Below are 19,189 nucleotides of genomic sequence, written 5' to 3' on the forward strand. Positions count from 1 at the left end.
ATGAAAATACAGATTGCCCTTTGCATTCTCCTCGTGATCAGCGCATTTGCATCCCTTCCCGACATGCTTATCACCGGCACTGTCACCGACATGTACCAAAACCCATTGTCCGGCGTGAAGGTAACGGCCCGGGGAACACAAATCAGCACGGTCACCTCCAAGAATGGAAAATTCTCGCTTAAAATACCGTCATTCGCCCGGTCGCTGCTTTTCAGCGTTGCGGGGTACAAAACAAAAGAGGTAAAAGTTCACAATGCATCGATACTGCATGTCGAGATGCTCCATGAAATACAAACGCTGGATGAAGTGGTTATCACGGGCTCGGAGACGATGCACAAAAGAGTCAGTTCCAACCAGGCCCCGAAACCCACCCCATTTCTGTCGGGGATGGCGGTGATGCGAACCGAAACAGAAAGTTACCGTCCAATCAACGAGAACGGCTTTCAGATCGCGGGACAACAACCTGTAACCACATTCTCGGTAGATGTCGACAGGGCCTCTTACAGCAACGCGCGGCGCTTCCTGAATATGGGCCAAATGCCTCCCATTGATGCCGTGCGAATCGAAGAAATGATCAATTACTTTGATTATGACTACTCCCAGCCCACCGGAGAACACCCCATTGCAATCAGCTCTGAAATGACCGACTCTCCCTGGAACCCGGGATTGAAACTGCTGCACATCGGCTTACAGGCCCAAACCATTCCCCAGCATAATCTTCCGCCATCCAACCTGGTGTTCCTGATCGACGTATCAGGTTCTATGATGGACCAGAATAAACTGCCGCTCCTTAAGCAGGCGTTCAAATTGCTGGTCGATCAGCTCCGCTCCGAAGATAAGCTTTCGATTGTCGCCTATGCAGGTGCTGCGGGAGTTGTGCTGCCGCCTACGTCCGGGAGCAATAAAGCAGCCATAAGGGAGGCCCTCGAACAACTTCAGGCAGGAGGTTCAACGGCGGGGGGCGAGGGTATTCAATTAGCTTACAAACTCGCAAAGGAGCATTTTCTTCCTAAGGGCAACAACCGGGTCATTCTTGCCACGGATGGAGACTTCAACGTAGGCGTGTCGAGTGAGGGCGAACTGCAACGTCTGATCGAGGAAAAGAGAAAGGATGGCATTTCCTTAAGCATTATGGGCTTTGGAATGGGTAATTACAAAGACAGCCACATTGAGACGCTTGCTGACAAGGGTAATGGAAACTATGCCTACATCGACAATCTCCAGGAAGCCCAAAAAGAGTTTGTAAACGAGTTCGGAGGGACTTTATTCACCATTGCCAAAGACGTGAAAATACAGATCGAATTCAACCCCAGGCACGTTCAGGCATATCGGCTGATCGGTTACGAAAACCGTGCATTGAAAAATGAAGAATTCCATGACGATCAGAAAGACGCCGGCGACATGGGTTCCGGCCATTCCGTAACTGCTATTTACGAAATCGTACCGACCGGCGCCAAAACGCATTACCTGCCCCGCGTCGACGCATTGAAATACCAGCAAACAACCAGCTCAACCGTTGGGAATTCGGATGAAATGCTGACGGTTAAAGTTCGTTACAAAAAACCGGACAGCGAAACGAGCCGGCTGTTCGATATTCCGGTCAACAATGGCAATAAACCTTTTGACAAATGTTCCGAAAATCTCCGGTTTGCCAGTGCGGTTGCGGAGTTTGGGCTGCTGTTGAGGGGATCTGAATACAAAGGCCGCGCCAGCTACGATGAGGTAATCCGCACAGCCAGGGGCGCTTTCGGGAAGGATGAGGAAGGATACAGGTCGGAGTTCGTGAGGTTAGTCAAACTGGCACAATCTCTTGGCGGAAATAACGAAACAGCAAAAAAAGACTGACCGATTAAAATACCAGGCCTGGCGAGGCCCTGGCCTGGTATTACCTCTCCACTGCCTGTTGAAAAGCGGATGCATTATTTATTCCTCTTTCAACGCCTTTAAAATCATATCCTTCCCTGTGTCGCTATAATGTAGGGAAAGTGCCATTTCCCTGCCGGGATCGCTCATTTTATTCCAGGTCTTTTTCAGGATATCAATCATCTTTTCCTCACTCACCTTGGCGATCAGGTCGTCGTACTGATATTGCAGAAATACAAGGCAAAGCGCATTTTCCATCGTTTGCACCTCCTCATCGCTTTTCAGCCGTTGTTTTAATACGATCTGCTTTACACGGCCGATCAGCTCCTCGTCATAACCTACCGATGTGAGTATCTCTGCAGCAATGCCAGCATGGTATTTCGATAAATCACTCCGCCATTTCAGGTAACCTACCCGGCCATCCGGATAGCTCTTCCGTGCAATCTCCCACCTTCCGATATGCTGGCAGCGCGAAGCGAGTAAAAGCTCCTCACTTGCATCCGGATCCAGTTTTTTCACCCATTCATACAGCTTAATGGCGTAAAAATATTCGATCGGATAGTCCGCATTTTCCCAGGTGATGTGCTCAGGGGAACGCTTGTTATAATTGTCAAAAAGTTCAAATGCCTCGTCGAGTTTATGCATGTTGATTAGAATAGGTTATCGCTTATTGAGCAGTCTTGAATTTCAGGGATATTTTTGTCAGTCGCGGGAAGTCGTACGCCGTGCTCTGGGTCTTCATGATGAAAGAATCCTCACTGACATCCTGTGGAAGCACCGTCCAGCCGCCAGCCTGCCCGCTGCTGTCTGCTGCTCCGATGGTGATACCTTTCCCATCTATTTTCCATTGCAGCAAAAAAGGCTTGGTGTCCCCCTTGAAAACGCCGGAAAACGTGCCATCTTTTTTGATTTGCACGGTCTCCATATATCTTTCGAAGTCGATCCCCCCAAATTGTTGGGTCATTTTACCGTCTTTGAATGTCACCGCATCATTGACCGCGATTTCGGCTATTTTCCAGCTTGCTACGGACGTCAGTATCTCCGCTGCCTGCTGAGGCGTCTCGGCTGATTTTTCACAGGACAATGCGAATAAAGAGATCAACAAAAGGCAGACAGAACTGAGCGTTATTTTAGAATGCATACGGCTTTCCGGTTGATGGCGCTGCGCAAATATAGCCACAACCTGATGGAACAATGTGCTCAATACAGGGATTTTGTATTCTCAATCGCGGTTATACATGACGGTAAGCCGACTTATGAACCGCATCGCTTCTTCCGTGATCTGCCCGGGCATCAACCGCCATGTCCAGTTTCCTTCCATCGAGCCGGGCTGATTCATTTTAGCATGCTCATCCAGGTTGAGAATATCCTGAATTGGCAAAATAGCAACCTTAGCTACTGAGCCATAGACCATTCTCGCCATTTCAAGACATACATTATCCTCTGTTACAGGCTTGCCGAGATAAGCCTCCAGACGTTCGCGGATTCCTAACTTTTGCATTTGCCGAAACCAACCTTTGGTTGTGTTGTTATCGTGCGTACCCGTATAGGCGAAAAAATTCGACTGATAATTATGCGGTACATGATCCGATTCAGTCATATTTTCATCAAATGCGAATTGCAATACCTTCATTCCCGGCAGATTGAACTTATCCCGCAGCGCATGCACGCCCGGACTCATCTCTCCCAGGTCTTCGGCAATAAAGGGAAGCTGGCCCAATGCTTCCTGGACTTTCTCAAAAAAATCCTCCCCCGGTCCGGCTTTCCATGTACCATTCACCGCATTTTTTTCACCCCCGGGTACCTCCCAAAAGTCGTAAAACGCCCTGAAATGGTCTAATCTGACCATATCGAACATTTCCATGTTTCGGGCCATCCGATCGATCCACCATTGATATCCCTGCGCCCTGAGTGTACGCCAGTTGAAAACGGGCATTCCCCAAAGTTGCCCGTCTTCCGAAAATGCATCCGGCGGCACACCGGCCATCCCCGTAATTTTCCCACTCCGGTCGATACAAAACAGCTCACGGTTTGCCCAGACGTCAGCCGAATCGTAACTCACGTAAAACGGCACGTCTCCCACCAGCCGGATATTACGCTCATTGCAATAGGCTCTCAGTTTTTTCCACTGTTTATCAAACATAAACTGCTGCCATTGCACAAAATGACACCATTCCCTCTGGGTATCAGATATTTGTACGATTGCATTCGAATCCTTCATTCGGAATTCTTCCGGCCATTCGTACCAGGGCTTGCCATCGAAATGCTTTTTAAGCAATGTATAAGCCACGAAGTCGTCCAGCCAGGAAGCGTTATCCGCAACGAAATCATCGAGTTCAGTGCTGTTGCCCTGACGCTCGTAGTTTCGATATGCCTTTTCGAGCAAGCTGCTTTTGTTCCGTTCCACCTCAGCATAATCGGCTCGCGAAGTGGCCGTCCGGTGATATTCCGCCAATTCATTTACCGCGAGCCACCCCGCTTCTGCCAGCATATCCGGACTGATCAACAAAGGGTTACCAGCCCTGCTTGAAAGGGCGCTGTATGGAGAATAACCCTGGGAGCCTTCGGTTGGATTCAACGGCAGGATCTGCCATATGCCCTGACCGGATCTTTCCATAAAATCAGCAAATGCAAACGCCTCGGGACCAATATCCCCTACCCCAAAAGGTGATGCCAGCGACGTAATGTGCAAAAGCACACCCGCCTTGCGCTTATTCTCCGATTTTGTCCCTTTAAGAATAGCGAAAGGCAGGTCGTGAAACAGGTCGGTCGGAATCAGCGCTGTCTCAAAATCATATTCCTGGCTCAACAAAACGTTACTCCATGACGGTAACATGTTCTCCGGCAGCATCACATGGGTATCCTTCCAGTCGATTTCGGAGAATTCTTTTTCCGGTTGCCTGCATAGTAGTGCCGCATGCAGGGGCACGACGACCACAAAGACGTCCTTCTTCTGCCGGCGGCCAAAAGCAAGCAAGTGCTCCTTATAGGCACCACGGATTTTGAGCGGGATGTATTCGCCTTTGGTAAAAAGTTCCGGGTATTGCCTCCGCAGCTGGAATAATCGTTGCGTCAGCCAAAGCTTGATCTTTCCATTCCGCCGATCTTTCCAGAGTTTTCTAGGCAAACCATCCGCATCGTATCCTTCCAGTTCGTCCAGCCAAGATGTCCGTTTTCTGAAATCCACAGGCCGTCTGTTGTCCGGGTCTACGAGGCTGAAATCCCATAATTCACAACCTTGATACACATCGGGGATGCCCGGGCAGGTAAATTTCAATACCAGTTGCACCAGGGAATTAATGATGCCAAAATCAGCGATCGATTCCAAAAATTCGTTGAACGAATGCAAAAACGGCGAATCCGGTTGCAGGATCTTATTTAAAAAGTTCTTCGCTTTCTCTTCATACGCCTCATTTGGGACCGACCATGAAGTGTTGGTTTTCGCTTCCCGCAATGCCTTTTGCAGAAAATCAGCCATCCGCTCCTGAAATTGATCCATTTCCTCACCCGGCATCGGGTGTACTCCGAACATGGCCTGATAGATGAGGTATTCATCGTTGTTATCAAGCCGGGAGCTCTCGGCTTGCACATTCAGACGTTGCCACTCCCTGACCTTTTCAACCCATTGTTCAGCGCTATCCGTGAGGGCGTTGAGCCTTGCACGGGCATCCTCTCCCCTTTTTGTATCGTGCGTGGCAGTGGCATTCATAGCAAGAGGCCAGGCCTTGCTCCTCTGCTTTATCCATTGATGAAAATCATTTGCCGACGTGCCGAACCAGTCCGGAGAATCACCCACCTCATTGCGACCGATGAAACGATTATAAGTGTACATCAATGTATCTTCGCCGCCCTTTGCCATTAATGGGCCAGTATACTGCATGCAGCGCTGATAAAACTCCAGTGCCCGCTGATTGTAGCCTTCGTCACCCAAAGCGGGAATATGAATGAAACATTGTTCCAAAAGTTCCACAGCGGGAGACAGGTCCAGCTGCTTCCTGGTGATCGAGATCAGAATGTCTTTTACACCTTGAATTTCATCTTCCGGCAAAGGCATGGTGTTAGCATAATAGCGATATACCGGACAATGAATTAAGAACGCGGCGATCACATCCCTGATGCGCTCCAATCCAATACGTGCCAGCCCCTCCTGATCAACAAGTTCCAGCTCGGTAAAAAGATGTGTGAGGTTATCCAGTTCACCTGCCATATGGCCATATAATATCCCGGCTTTCTTAGCCACCAACTGGTCCAGTATATTGTCCCTATTGTCGGTCAGCTCCGCATAGAAATCGTCAAACACCTTTATGGAGGGCGCATAAGTAAGCAGATTGTTCACCAAGGCTAGAAAATCGTATCCCGTAGTTCCCTGAATCGGCCAGGTGGCCGGTAAATTCTCGTCCTTTTCAAGAATCTTTTCCACCACGATATACGCATCCTCTCCCGCCATTCTCCGCAACTTGCGTACATAATCGGATGGATCGAACAGCCCATCGACGTGATCTACACGTAGTCCCTGGAAAACCCCTTCTTCCAGCAACTGGTTAATCAGGCTGTGATAGTCGTCAAATACCTCTTCATTTTGAACATTCAGGCAAATCAGGCCGTTGACCGTAAAAAAGCGACGGAAGTTGATCTGTTCCTCCGTCTGTTGCCAGAGACACAACACATAATTTTGTTCATCGGCCAGTTGTTTGAGTTTCGCACCGTCCCGGTTCATTTCGTCCAATACCGCAGGCAGCCCGATGGATTGATTTTCAAAAATAGATCTGAACTGCATCAACCACTCGTTCCAGCCCGCCGAAAACATTCCGGGATCTTCTATTTTTAACAAATCATCCAGTTGATCTATAAGCTGTTGAACAGACTCCGGCACATCTCCGTTTAACGCCCCTAAAACCGTTGTGTAAGATCCAGGACTTAATGGGAATAGTGCTCCGTCATAATCCAAAGCCAGACGGCCATCCGTGTGTGTTACTTTAATTTCGCGATCTGCGATCGCTTCTTCCAGGTTCTTTCCCAGAAAAGGCACCATGATCTTCCCTTTGAACAGGCGGTTATTCCACGCGATATCGAAGTAATGTGCGTACATCGACTGTGTTCCCTTTTCGAGGACATCCATTAACCACAGATTGCTGGAATGAAAGGCCATATGGTTGGGAACGATGTCTTGCAGCCAGCCTATATCGGCCTCACTCATACTGAGGCTGACTTTGCGCAATCCGTCGATCCCGCCCAACTCGGGATCGATGCGTTCCGGATTGACGCCATCGTAGCCGTGCGTACTCCCCGCAACTGATTCGAGAATCGGGGACGCGTATATGGAACCAATCCCCAGTCTCCGGAAATAGCTGGTGAGGGTCTGCAAATCCTGAAAAGTAAAATTCCTGTGAAACTGCAGGCGGTAGGTAGAAAGGGGGTTATGCATGTTGCTGATGAATAGTACATCAGCGGCACATTAAATTCTGTGCCAGTTATCAGGACACAGTCAGTGAGGCCTTCCTCTCCTTAACAGCTCCCGCAGAACCGGGATCTCCAATGGTTTAGAGAGCAGTTGAATAATATAAGGATTCGATTCGGCCTCTTCAATATCAGACGTGTCAACCGTAGAGGAAATCATATAGAGCCGTATATTTCTCCTAACGGGGTCGGGCAGGTTTCCGAACTGTTCCGTAAACTCAAATCCGTTGATACCAGGCATTTGCAAATCAAGCAGGATCACGGTTTCGGGCATCTCCGCTGTTTGTTCGCGAAGATACGCAATAGCCTCCAGCGGGGAGCTGAAAGCCCTCACCGATTGGGTCAGTCCGCTTTTCAGGAGCAGCTTTTCCTGTGTAAAGAGGTCAAAGACACTATCGTCGATTATAATAAATTCCATTATGGCTTTGAGAAGGGGCTAGGATAATACAATGATACCGTACACAAACCAACAAAATCAAACACACCAGTCCCACATGCCTCTAACTATGTAGAAATAGTTGTCGCAAATACGCTACAAAGATTTTAAATCTAAATGATAAAATGGCAATAGTTAACCAATAGTTTATTCCAGACAAAAAAGACGCAGGAATTGGGAAGTTACTTTGGGCTGACCCCGCTCTCACTTATGACGGCAGCAAGGCATTTTTTCACAATCCAGCTCGGTTAAGGGGGCATCGTTGAGCGATCAGATCTGATTGAAGTGGGCTACGTAAAAAACTGACGTACCATCTGGTGAGAAGGCTGTTTGGGCAATCTACGCTATGAAGTTACACAATAGATCAGTGTTCTTGATTAAACTCAATGTTTTTTTGTGCGCTTACCTGGCGCGAAACACGACACAATTACCTGACTTTCAAACAATCTACTTTCTCTGTGAGCGCAGAGGTCCTCTGACAAACAAAAAAATTCCGGCTACCTCATATCGGGCGGGCCGGAATTTGCTACACACACTACAACGACTGTTCTTATCCTACGCTCAGTAGTATTTGATTTTGTTCCTCAGAACGACCAGATAAAACAACCCAAACCAACGATGCAATAATTTTTTCATGTTCAGAACATTTACTTTTTTCGTGATAAATAAAAATTAACTGCGATGAACGAAGCTACTGTCGTGGTCACTAGTCCGATCCACCATATTCTCTTTTTCATTCCGTTATCTGTTTACTCCAAAGAAGATTCACATGTTTGCTTTGAAAGCCCGCGTACAGACATGAGCTAAATATCAGGGTATTCCTGTCATATTAGAGCATCCGGTTCTCAAACGGTTCTTTTGAAATAGTCAATGGAAAGCCAGTACCGAATCGTCGCTCGGATTCATGAGGGGATAACTAATTCCAGTCTGGCCGAAAAATAATAATCAGCAAAATGAATAGTGAAGTAATAACCACTGGTACGGCCATGAGCCAGACCAGAACCGACGCCAGTGTGAGGTCTCCGAACCATATAAAGAAAATTGATGCAACGATGATCGAGGTGATCAAGCCAGAGGTGAGCCAAAAGTAGTGCCGCGGTTCTTCCGGTTCCTTTTTCCTGATTACATAGTAAAGATAGTAACCTGTCAAGGCCAGAACAGCTGTGGAATCAATGATGAATCCGGTTAAATACAATGTCATTTCATTAGTCGGTTATTGATGAATTAGAGGTTACTTGAAGCGCCTCCAGCAAAGTTATTGACCCGGCGAGCTAATAAAAATGGGATGTATAAACGGCGAGATATCAATGATTGAATGGTCAAACTAATTGGGGACTCCAGCCACGCCAACCAGCTGTAATTTTACCCGTAAAACCCCGTTAAGAAACCCGTAATCGCCTTTTAATCATTAGTATTTACAATGAGCTAGGATATAGCTACATTACGTATTCAGGAGAAATTATTCCCAGTATGTACCGGCACTTAGCTTTCCTCTTTTTGTTATTGCACACCAATCGACTTACGGCCCAATTTATCTTCCAAAACCTGAAAGAGGACGATGGCCTTAGTTCAAAATATACGCAATGCATGTATAAGGACCCGGATGGGATGCTTTGGGTAGGCGCATTCAATGGCCTGTACAGATATGACGGAAATTTTGTAAAACGCTATGATGATCCGAAGGATGAGAAAAACATCACGATAACCGCCATCCAGCCCATAGGCCGCGGCGATAATCTGCTCCTGGGAACGCCGAACGGTATCAGAATCTTCAAAAAAACAGTTGGTTCTTACTACGCAGACGAGCGATTCGGCGCGGTTAAAAACAAAAACATTCTCGGTATAACCCGCGATGGCTTCAACCGTTTATGGATTCTCTGCGATAAGGAAATTTTTATATTCGACGGGACAAAAGTCTTTTCAGCGGAAAAGGTCATTCCCAACGTGGGGCACCTCGTCGACTTTAACTTCTATTTTCAGAGTGGTGGAATCTTTCGCTGGGACCCATCCCGGCACGGCTTCTGGGTGGGGGGCAGGCAATGCTTTTTCATCGATTGTCAGCGCAACATGCTATATGATAGCACTAACTGCCCGTTCTATGCACCTATGCTCAGCAAACGCTCAGTCACCTCCATTGCACTGGATTCACAACAAAACCTCTGGTATGCTTCACTATCCGACCATACAATCAGCTACGTTGATTTTCGCCAGAAAAAGGTTGCCGTCCACCATGAACTTAACGGTAAACGCGCTATTGCGGGAAGCAACTTGTTGTTTGTCGATAAACACGACCGGCTCTGGATATCCTCCATGAATTTCGCAGCATATTTCAAGGAACCAGGCAAGCCAATACTCAAAATTCCATATAGCCAGGATGCCCCCTACTCCATTGCTTACGGGCACTTTTATGACATTATAGAGGATTCGGAAAACAATCTTTGGTTCGCTACAATAAATGGCGTCAGTAAGCTTGCGTATAATTCACCCTTCAAAAATATATACAGACTACCAAGCTCTGCATATTTTCTCGAAACCGGTTTCGCGCCGATCAACTCCATAGCCGTTAGCGACTCCATTATCGTTGCAGCGAAGGAGGACGGTATTATAAAATTTAACAAAGGAGGGTCAGATTTCAAGAGATATCGGGTTAGCGATGACACCCTCTACAAAAATCAGTTTTTCATGGCAGCAAAAGTCGGGCAGGACTGGTGGTGTTGCGGTGCCGGGGGAGTTTACATTATCCGTGGGAATAGTGATAAACTTGAAAAATTCAAAAACGTCAAAAAAAAGACCAGTTCAGAATTTACCAATTTCATCTTCTCAGACCAAAAAGGAAGAGTCTGGTTCCAGGTATGGAATGACGCCCTTTATAGGTTCGATCCAAAAACCCGCCAACTGGACCGCTTTGATGGTAACAACCCGAGATATGGCATATTCAAATACACCAATGCAACCTGCTTTGTAAAACTTCACAATGGAAATATCCTGTTTTCACAGGATGGTGCCGGGTTTGCAGGATTCGATACTAAGAGGGAACTGTTTTTTTCCATTGCCATGGAAAACCCCGCTAATTTTAGAGTTAACCATGCAGTCGAGGACAAAAACGGCAATGTATGGTTTACAATCTTCAAAAAAGGAGTTTACAAAATGGATCCGGAAGGCCATATTCTGGATAGCTTGCAAATCGATCGCGATTTCCCATTCGACCTTGTTAAGATTCTTGCCATTGATTCCCGTGGAGCCATTTGGGGTAGCACCTTTGAGGGCTTGCTGTTCATGTATCCCGGAGATCAAAAAGCAACGCGCGTGAAAATCAATCTCGGTAAGACTTTGCAGGATTACTGGACTTCCGTTTGCGCATCCCGAGACAGAGTGTATGCTGTGATGCTGGATCACATCGTAGAAATCGATCCATTCAAATTCTCGACAACTCCGGTCGTCAAACCTCCTAATATTACTTCAATGCGGGTGTTTGGCAAGGAAATATCAGATCTGCTCAGATCATCCATCGAACTGAAATCAGATCAGGACTTCGTGACATTTCAGTATGCATCTCTTTATCATCGGGACATCCCCTCTTTGCAATACAGTTACCAACTGGAAAGCATCGACGACAGCTGGGTGCATGCAGGCAGGACGATGACCGTCAGTTACAACAGCCTCCGACCTGGAAGTTACCTGTTCAAGGTCAGGAGTACGGACGAACATGGGCGATGGATGAAACAAGTTACGGCAGTGCGTATCCATATTCTTCCTAACTGGTGGCAGAGCTGGTGGTTCTTCATGCTCGTCGGTTGCGTATCCTGTGTGTTCTTGTACCTGACTTATGACGGATATCTGAATCGGAAACGTAAGCGTGAGCTTTCCAAGACAATTGAATACTTTGCGAATTCGGTTTACGGTGAAAATTCGGTCAACGAAATCTGCTGGGACATTGCCCGAAACTGCACCTCACAGCTTCGCTTCGAAGACTGCAGTGTATTCTTATGGGATAATGACAAGCAAAAACTCGTCCAAAAAGCCTCGCATGGCGCAAAGGATGGTGATGAAATTGAATTAATCGATCCCCTTGAGATAGACCTTGGGAAAGGGATTGTCGGCTTGGCCGGAGAAATCAAGAAAACGGTTATCATTCCCGATACCTCTCGCGACACGCGGTACATCCCGGCTGATAAAAGAAAACTATCTGAAATCGCCGTCCCCATCATGCACGAGGGCAAGCTGATCGGCGTGCTGGATTCGGAACATACCAGGAGAAATTTTTTTACAGAAGAACATGCCCGCGCATTGGTCACAATCGCATCCATCAATGCCAACAAGATCGCGGAAGCGCAGGCGGAAGATGAAGCTGCTAAAAAAGAGCTGATGCTGCTCGAAATCAACCGGATGCTTGCGGAAAGCCAACTCATGGCCCTTCGCGCGCAAATGAACCCACATTTTGTATTCAATTGCCTTAACAGCATCCAGGAATGTATCGTCACTCAGAAATATGGAGAAGCCAGCATGTATCTCAACAAATTCTCCAAACTGTTCAGGATGGTGCTGAACAATTCAGACAGAAACCTAGTGACTATCGAAGAGGAGAAAGACGTTTTGCATCTTTACCTGGAACTGGAACAAATGCGCTTTGAACAAAGCTTTGTCTATCATATTCACATTGACGACGACCTCGAAGCTGACGAAATCCTGCTCCCATCCATGTTGCTGCAACCATACGTTGAGAACGCGATCTGGCATGGGCTGATGCATAAGGACGGTTACCGAGAGCTCCGGATTTCATTCGAAAAATTGGACGAGGAAGTTTTCAAATGCACAATCGATGATAACGGGATCGGGCGAAAACAATCATTTGTGATCAAAGAGCGTAACTCCCATACCAAAAGACACAAATCCAAGGGCCTGCAAATTGCAAAAGACCGGCTTGATCTAATCGACAAGCAGGGACAGCATGCATCGGTCGCCATTATCGACAAATATGATGATCTGGAAAATGCAACCGGCACGCTGATCGTGATCGAGCTTTCGACTTCTCTTGAGAATACCTGACTTACACTATAATCACCCATAAACGTTATGATAAAAACTCTAATCATCGATGACGAACAAAAAGCACGCAATGTTCTGAATCACTATCTGAACAATTCGGTATCCCAGGACGTAGAGATCCGGCATGCTGAATCGGTCAAGGATGCCCTCGTCGTATTGGAAAATTTCGAACCGGATATCGTGTTCCTGGATGTTGAAATGCCTCATCAGAACGGTTTCGAGTTTTTACTGGCCCGAAAGAACCCGCCTTATGACATCGTCTTTACAACCGCATTTAATCAGTATGCCATTCAGGCGATCCGGTTCAGCGCGCTCGACTATCTTCTGAAACCCGTGGATCCCGAAGAGCTCCAGGCCGCGGTCAACCGTCACCTGGAAAAGGCCCTCACAAAGCCAAAGCAACAGACGCAGCAACTGTACGATAACCTGGTCCACAATATGGAAAAGAAAAATGTCCGGGATTTCCGACTGGCTGTGCCGTCCAGCGAGGGTGTATTCTTTTTTACGCTGGATGAAATTCTGAGGCTGGAAGCGGACAAGAATTACACTTCCATCCACCTGATCGGCAAAAGGCCGTTCCTCGCCAGCAAGACCCTGAAACATTTTGACGAAATGTTGTGTGAGTTTAATTTTATCAGAACGCATAAATCGCATCTCGTCAACCCGAAGTACATCAAGCAGGTCACGCACAACAACCAGTTTTTACTATTGTCCGATGGCTCCCGTATTGAAATATCACGGAGAAAGAAGGAGCTGGTACAGCAATACCTGAAATTGAAATAGTATCCTACAATACCTGCTGCTCAAAAAGCCTTTGCAAACTCTCCCAAGGATCCATACAGAATCCGGGATGGACCTTGGAGACTTGCAAAACGGTGCTGCGGGTAGCAGTGAGCCACCGAAAACGCGATGCGGGCGGTAACTCGGCTATCGGGCCGCCTTGCTTGTCTCCGTTACATATCATTTCAAATGAATGCAGATAGCGGCCGATTTCTGTCAGATCAAGTGTTGGGGCAAAGACGGCCAGACGGTCGGTGTCGATCCTGTATTGACAGCTGAGAAACCGGGACCCCGGGCAGTAGATCACTACTCCCACATTTACAAATTCCTCGCGCTCAACACGTGGAACCAGGCGCATAACCGCGTATTCGTATAAAAGCTTATCTGGCATCGCTCGCTCCTTTTACAAAGATTTCAGACGCGGACAGACGGGCCTCGAGATAGCTCACATAGGCAGCCCGGTGTTCCTCTGCAGATTCAAATGGAGAATCCCTGAGTAACCAGTCATCCGGGATCAACCCGACCACTGCGGGAATAATCCCTCCCTGCAGTCGGGCATTGAATTCGTCGTCAACCTCAGCCAACCTGGAAGCCTGACGCAACAGCACATGATCCTTCACCTGGGTAAATGGACGCCGCGCTTGCTCCTCCCAGTTTTGCCAGGAATGATGGAAGTACATTGCAGCCCCATGATCGATCAGCCATAGCTCCTTGTGCCACATCAGCATATTGGTGTTCCGGGCAGTCCTGTCAACATTCGTCAGAAAACTATCCAGCCACACAATCTCAGAAGCCAGTCGCGCGTCGACTTTTGTCACAACCGGATCGAAAGTGATCGCACCTGACAAATAGTGCATGGCCAGATTAATGCCGGTGCTGGCTTTCAGCAGATCCTGGATCTCCTCATCCGGCTCAGTCCTGCCAAAAGCCTCATCCAGATTTGCAAAGACGATTTCAGGCACTTTAAGGCCCAAAAAACGCGCCAACTCCCCACCGATCAGTTCGGCAATCAACGCTTTTGTCCCCTGCCCCGCACCTCTGAATTTGAGAACATACAAGAAATCATCGTCAGCCTCCGCAATCGCGGGAAGCGAACCACCTTCTCGCAAAGGCGTGAGGTAACGCAGTACATTTACCATTCGAAGGCCTATAGCATTCCTATCCATTGCAGCAATCCGGATCATTTGAAGACGCTCAAGATAGCAATTAAAAAAAAATTTGGCGAAGTTTAACGATTAAACATCATCCATGCCAGGAACACCGCATCGAACATTAAACCCACAATAATGATGTGCTACTCACTGCCTCGAGCACTGCCGGCATCTCCACCGCGTGGATTCAGCTTGAATTCCCCGTAAAAGTTACCACCAGTGCGGGGAGCGCCGGTAACGATTTATGTGAGGATCAATAATAATGCAACAGCCTTGTTGGGAGGCGGCGTAAGCCTCACCGCACGGGATAAGGATGGTAACACAGTAGCGCTCTCGGGATTGCAGGCCTACAACGGTTCTACCGCAGTCGGCAGCGCCACCCTTGTCAGTTCATTGCTGGATGCGGACGTACTGGGCTTGCAGGGGTCCAACAATGCGCAGATCACATTCTACTTCACTCCGAAGGACGGAGTCAATACCGTGTGATTCGACCGGGTGGAGCTGGATCTGAACATCGGTTTACTCGGGCTCGGTAGTAACGGCATTAACATACACCACGTGAGAAGAGCACCCGACGTGCCGACGGCCACTAATCCATCTGCCTGTACCAATGTGGGAACAGTTGGCGCCGGGAGTGCAACGACCGCAAACGGAAAGTTAACGTATACACCGGATCGTAATTTGAAGGACAGGCAACATTCAGCTACCAGGTGAAGGATGTGACCGGGCAACTATCCAATTCTTCAGAATGCCTGAAAAACTTCCCTGCCACCCGTGGACAAAGCGACTTTACGGACAGAACCCGTCCCACGAAAGCCGAATGCCACGCCCAGGATTTTAATGGCCCGCTTTGGCACCGGAAATTCAAACGCCTGCACACCGTTGATCGCATACCGGATCTTTCCATTGGAGCTTGTGCATGATACCCGTACCCAGTCCGAAAAGTCAACGCCCAGTGCCGACAGATCAGCTTTTTTCCCTGACAGGTAATCATCTACACTCATCAGGTTCAAATCGGACACGCAGCCTTTTACCGACAATGGAATCACAATGGGTGTGTCGTCGGTGACCAATGAAATATAGGTGAGCTGGCAAGCCGCAGCTCCTTCGTTATATTCATTTTTAACTTCGGAGCTAAAAGTAAAATCGCCCAGCGCTACCGGTTCGAAATTACCGACATTGAAATATTTGATAAGCGGAGGTTCCGGCTGCATGCGTATGTTCTTATCCTCAATTGTCTTTACCCGTGTGCCCATCCCCGCCTTGCCGGTAAACTCGCCCTCCTTTAGATAAACCGGGACCGGAGCCTTGTCAATCAGAGCCGACCAGCCTTGCGTCCCGATCACCAGTCTGTGCTCTTGCACTACCTGGTCCCCGATCTGTAATTTGGCGCGGTAAACACCCGGCTCGTAGTAAACGGAGGTGTGCTTATGCAGATTTTTGTCCACTAGCACCTTTTTGCGGGCGTCCCAGGATTGCTGGATAAAGACCGAATCCGTCGGTGACGCGGTAGCATCGTACGTAAAAATAACGGAGTTGGGAATGCCGCGTGTCACCGGCTGACTGCCAAAAACATAAGCTTTCTTTTTCAGTTGTGGTTCACCTTTATCGAATGCAAGCATGCTCACAACGATGAGCGCCAGTGCCACCGTCGCTATGCCGGCTAGTGTTTTCCAAAGTTTTGCCTTCCCTGATTTCACAACCTTCACGGAATGATCATCCACGGCGTCCTGTGTCGCCACCCCGCTTTCCGTCTGACGGCCCTCTTTCACAAAGGTGCGCCAATCGTCAGACCCGGCAAATCGCGCCAGGGTATTCAAAGTGGTACCGCTCGGCAAATGATTGTACTCCACTCGGCCCCATATCCGCCGTAATGTGCTCGTGCTGAGCGACACGCCGGTTTGTTGCAGGATCGCCTCGCTCAGGTTTTCAAAATCAGCAGTCTGCCAGCTTTCAGCCGGCCCCCAGTCCAGTTTTCCTTCGATGACTGCTTTGCAGCGCTGCAACTCATTTATTTCAGAAACCATTGTGAATGAGGATGATAAAACTTGACAAAACTTGATCCCAAATTGAAAACCTTGTAAACGTCCTGTCCCGCTATGTTTGTGACAGACACATCAACAGCCGGCCGGCCGTTCATTTCAAACGAGCAACAAATATTTAAAAGATGAGCAAATTAAGCTATTTATTGTCCATTATCTTTTCGCTGGTCATCCGGCAGCTAGCCGCGCAGACGATCTTCGTCAATGGCGCCAGCGGAAACGACGCGGCCAACGGGAAAGCCGAAACACCGGTAGCCACCCTGCAGCGCGCTGTGAACCTTGCCAAAACTTACAAAACCGACGAAAATGTGACGATTAAAGTGGCGCCGGGACTGTATACGCTTCGCGACAAAGTCACCATCGATAAAAAGAATACGGGGGAAGCCTGGCTCACCATCGAAGCGACCGTGATGCCGGACGACCCGGACTGGAAACCCGCGCAAATGCCGGTGATCCAGTCGGTGTCTTCCGTCAATTCAACCACCCAGTTCCGCCACGCCGTCGGCTTTCTGGTGGATGCGGATCATGTACGTATTCGCGGGATGAAATTTATCGGCAATAGCAATCCGGATGTTCAGTATTATTATCCCGTCAACCGGAAGGATTCTACATTGACAGGCCTCGATGTTTCGCAATGCTATTTTGTCGGAGAGCGCAATTCTGCACCGATACAAGGGAGTATCTGGGCGCATGGTACGGGTATTCACGTCGACCATTGCATTTTCTATGGTACCAAGAATGCGCTCCTGCTTTTTATGGCCATCAGAGATTTCTCCCTGAAAAACTCGATCATCGCCGGTGCCTATGAGTCAGCAGTATGGTTCGGAGCATTCAAAGAGGATTTTGTATTTGAAAACAACATCGTATCGAATTCGGCTTATCTGTGGCTGCGGCCGGAAAAAACCTATCCAAAATACCATTTCAAAAACTGCCTTTTTACTGGCTTGCAGCATGAAATGGGATATTACACAAAAGACGGCGCGGTGCCCGCCGACCGCAATGCGCATACCGAGGAGCAGGTGGCACACTCGGGCCAGCTCCTACTCAGTGAAGTCGCGACCAACGGTCTGCCACAGGACTACCTCAATCCGCTGCCCGCCTCCGAAGGAAGAAACCTGAATGCCGGCATTTTCAAAAAAGCGCCCAAATAAAACGGACTCTTACAACCAATTCCAACTATTAGCCATGAAAAAGCAATTGTGATTACCCCCGCTATATGAAACTGGTGGCATCTGGCCGGAAGAAATCCAAAGCCGCAGAAAGGAGCCTGGCCGCCGGATGGAAGATATCGATGGAATCACTGAAACAGAGCCATGGCGTCCTATCGGCCGCCATGGCTCTGTTTCAGTCGTTTTTTAATACTATTTTCCCAAACTGCCTGCCTTCGTGCATGTAGTCAAATGCAGCCTGGGCGTCGGTAAGCGAAGGATAAACCTTGTCCACGATGGGCTTGATGCCATGCTTAATCGTGAATGCCAGCATATTCTTAAAATCCTCGGGAGTTCCCATCGTTGTTCCGAGTATAGAAAGGTTCCGCCAGTACACTTTATTGGGAATTATATTACCTATCGGGCCGTCGGTACCGCCGAAGAATACGATACGGCCGCCGGGCCTGGCCACTTCGATCAAATCCCCGAACCCTTTGCCGGATGCGCTGTCGATCACTACTTCAAAACCGCCGGTCAACTGTTTTGCCTTTTTGAACCAATCCGCTTCCTTATAATTGAAGCCATCGATTGCACCCAGCGCCTTTGCCTTGTCGATCTTGTCCTGCGAGCCCGATGTCACATACACCCTGGCACCGGCTGCGATTGCATATTGCAATGCGAGCAACGCGGTTCCTGCGCCGATACCGGTAATGAGCACCTGCTCGCCCGCTTTCACCTGAGCCCGTGTAAACAACGCCCGGTAGGTGGTCACACCGGCCAGAGGCAATGCGGCAGCTTCCGCATCGGTCAGGTGCGTAGGTTTCTCATGCACATATTTTTCATGCACCGTAATATACTCCGCAAATGTGCCGGGCTCGGGGTTCCCCAGAATTTTAAAATCGTCTCCAAACGCGGACGGATTATCTCCCCAATCGTGGCTGGGATTGATGATCACTTCCTTGCCAATCCAGGATGCGTCCGCTCCTTCCCCCACCGCGGTTACTGTACCAAATCCATCCGATCCCAGGATCAGCCCTGATTTCGGGCCGGCATATTGTCCTTTTTGGATCCATACATCCCGGTGGTTCAATGAAGAGTAGATCAGTTTGATCAACACCTGCTTCGCGGACGGCGCAGGTGTTGGTACTTCTTTGATAATGAGTGGTTGATTGCTATCTGTTAAAAATGCCGCTTTCATGATTTATACTTGATTAAGTAAATGATGGTGCAAATTTGTACCGAATTATAAGTATTTTCACGGTACAT

Annotated in this window: 14 protein-coding genes; 5 read left to right on the top strand and 9 right to left on the bottom strand. The window is 48.3% G+C overall.

Going from position 1 to position 19,189, the window contains the following annotated elements:
* The gene (locus tag BP71_RS20765; RefSeq protein WP_496382722.1) at positions 1-1,845 is read left to right on the top strand and encodes a vWA domain-containing protein; all 1,845 of its coding nucleotides are present in this window, start codon (positions 1-3) and stop codon (positions 1,843-1,845) included.
* 78 nt (positions 1,846-1,923) lie between these two features.
* Here BP71_RS20765 and BP71_RS20770 read toward each other — a convergent pair whose 3' ends face one another.
* The 5 genes from BP71_RS20770 to BP71_RS20790 form a co-directional block, all read right to left on the bottom strand.
* Positions 1,924-2,508: a DUF4202 domain-containing protein gene (locus tag BP71_RS20770; protein ID WP_496382724.1), complete on the bottom strand. Its 585-nt coding sequence runs from the start codon at positions 2,506-2,508 to the stop codon at positions 1,924-1,926.
* Between the two features lie 22 nt (positions 2,509-2,530).
* Positions 2,531-3,004, bottom strand: a complete 474-nt coding sequence (locus BP71_RS20775) for a hypothetical protein (protein ID WP_496382725.1) — start codon at positions 3,002-3,004, stop codon at positions 2,531-2,533.
* An 81-nt stretch (positions 3,005-3,085) separates the two neighbouring features.
* Positions 3,086-7,288: a malto-oligosyltrehalose synthase gene (gene treY / locus BP71_RS20780; RefSeq protein ID WP_496382727.1), complete on the bottom strand. Its 4,203-nt coding sequence runs from the start codon at positions 7,286-7,288 to the stop codon at positions 3,086-3,088.
* A gap of 60 nt (positions 7,289-7,348) precedes the next feature.
* Complete coding sequence (locus tag BP71_RS20785; protein ID WP_496382729.1) at positions 7,349-7,738, bottom strand: response regulator; 390 nt, start codon at positions 7,736-7,738, stop codon at positions 7,349-7,351.
* 934 nt (positions 7,739-8,672) lie between these two features.
* Entirely contained in the window at positions 8,673-8,957 is a 285-nt protein-coding gene (locus tag BP71_RS20790; RefSeq protein ID WP_496382731.1) for a hypothetical protein, read from the bottom strand.
* A gap of 269 nt (positions 8,958-9,226) precedes the next feature.
* Here BP71_RS20790 and BP71_RS20795 point away from each other — a divergent pair, with 269 nt between their 5' ends.
* Positions 9,227-12,802, top strand: coding sequence for a histidine kinase (locus tag BP71_RS20795; protein ID WP_496382733.1), 3,576 nt, complete (start codon positions 9,227-9,229; stop codon positions 12,800-12,802).
* 27 nt (positions 12,803-12,829) lie between these two features.
* On the top strand, positions 12,830-13,585 hold the full coding sequence (locus tag BP71_RS20800; protein WP_496382734.1) for a LytR/AlgR family response regulator transcription factor: 756 nt from the start codon (positions 12,830-12,832) through the stop codon (positions 13,583-13,585).
* A 4-nt stretch (positions 13,586-13,589) separates the two neighbouring features.
* On the opposite strand, the gene BP71_RS20805 is transcribed toward BP71_RS20800, so the two are convergent.
* Both BP71_RS20805 and BP71_RS20810 read right to left on the bottom strand, forming a co-directional pair.
* Positions 13,590-13,973: a DUF3037 domain-containing protein gene (locus BP71_RS20805; protein ID WP_496382736.1), complete on the bottom strand. Its 384-nt coding sequence runs from the start codon at positions 13,971-13,973 to the stop codon at positions 13,590-13,592.
* Positions 13,963-14,748: a HipA family kinase gene (locus BP71_RS20810; RefSeq protein ID WP_496382738.1), complete on the bottom strand. Its 786-nt coding sequence runs from the start codon at positions 14,746-14,748 to the stop codon at positions 13,963-13,965. Before BP71_RS20810 ends, BP71_RS20805 begins: the two co-directional genes overlap by 11 nt.
* 204 nt (positions 14,749-14,952) lie before the next feature.
* On the opposite strand from BP71_RS20810, the gene BP71_RS20815 reads away from it, so the two are divergent.
* Positions 14,953-15,219, top strand: coding sequence for a hypothetical protein (locus tag BP71_RS20815; protein ID WP_496382740.1), 267 nt, complete (start codon positions 14,953-14,955; stop codon positions 15,217-15,219).
* Positions 15,220-15,476: 257 nt separating this feature from the next.
* Here BP71_RS20815 and BP71_RS20820 read toward each other — a convergent pair whose 3' ends face one another.
* Positions 15,477-16,760 carry a hypothetical protein gene (locus tag BP71_RS20820; RefSeq protein WP_496382742.1) on the bottom strand — a complete coding sequence of 428 codons (1,284 nt, stop codon included), beginning with the start codon at positions 16,758-16,760 and terminating at the stop codon, positions 15,477-15,479.
* A gap of 140 nt (positions 16,761-16,900) precedes the next feature.
* Between BP71_RS20820 and BP71_RS20825 the strand changes: the two genes are divergently transcribed.
* Positions 16,901-17,926 (top strand): right-handed parallel beta-helix repeat-containing protein, encoded by a 1,026-nt coding sequence (locus tag BP71_RS20825; protein ID WP_496382744.1) that lies wholly within the window; start codon positions 16,901-16,903, stop codon positions 17,924-17,926.
* A gap of 193 nt (positions 17,927-18,119) precedes the next feature.
* On the opposite strand, the gene BP71_RS20830 is transcribed toward BP71_RS20825, so the two are convergent.
* Positions 18,120-19,121: a zinc-binding dehydrogenase gene (locus BP71_RS20830; RefSeq protein ID WP_496382746.1), complete on the bottom strand. Its 1,002-nt coding sequence runs from the start codon at positions 19,119-19,121 to the stop codon at positions 18,120-18,122.
* Positions 19,122-19,189: the final 68 nt, after the last annotated feature.

Source organism: Dyadobacter ginsengisoli DSM 21015, assembly GCF_059568735.1.

Excerpts from the sequence above, each read along its gene's own strand:
- BP71_RS20800 (WP_496382734.1), top strand. The coding sequence starts at position 12,830 with ATGATAAAAACTCTAATCATCGATGACGAACAAAAAGCACGCAATGTT.
- BP71_RS20825 (WP_496382744.1), top strand. The coding sequence starts at position 16,901 with ATGAGCAAATTAAGCTATTTATTGTCCATTATCTTTTCGCTGGTCATC.
- BP71_RS20775 (WP_496382725.1), bottom strand. The coding sequence starts at position 3,004 with ATGCATTCTAAAATAACGCTCAGTTCTGTCTGCCTTTTGTTGATCTCT.
- BP71_RS20830 (WP_496382746.1), bottom strand. The coding sequence starts at position 19,121 with ATGAAAGCGGCATTTTTAACAGATAGCAATCAACCACTCATTATCAAA.
- BP71_RS20765 (WP_496382722.1), top strand. The coding sequence starts at position 1 with ATGAAAATACAGATTGCCCTTTGCATTCTCCTCGTGATCAGCGCATTT.
- BP71_RS20795 (WP_496382733.1), top strand. The coding sequence starts at position 9,227 with ATGTACCGGCACTTAGCTTTCCTCTTTTTGTTATTGCACACCAATCGA.
- treY (WP_496382727.1), bottom strand. The coding sequence starts at position 7,288 with ATGCATAACCCCCTTTCTACCTACCGCCTGCAGTTTCACAGGAATTTT.
- BP71_RS20790 (WP_496382731.1), bottom strand. The coding sequence starts at position 8,957 with ATGACATTGTATTTAACCGGATTCATCATTGATTCCACAGCTGTTCTG.
- BP71_RS20770 (WP_496382724.1), bottom strand. The coding sequence starts at position 2,508 with ATGCATAAACTCGACGAGGCATTTGAACTTTTTGACAATTATAACAAG.
- BP71_RS20805 (WP_496382736.1), bottom strand. The coding sequence starts at position 13,973 with ATGCCAGATAAGCTTTTATACGAATACGCGGTTATGCGCCTGGTTCCA.
- BP71_RS20785 (WP_496382729.1), bottom strand. The coding sequence starts at position 7,738 with ATGGAATTTATTATAATCGACGATAGTGTCTTTGACCTCTTTACACAG.
- BP71_RS20820 (WP_496382742.1), bottom strand. The coding sequence starts at position 16,760 with ATGGTTTCTGAAATAAATGAGTTGCAGCGCTGCAAAGCAGTCATCGAA.
- BP71_RS20810 (WP_496382738.1), bottom strand. The coding sequence starts at position 14,748 with ATGGATAGGAATGCTATAGGCCTTCGAATGGTAAATGTACTGCGTTAC.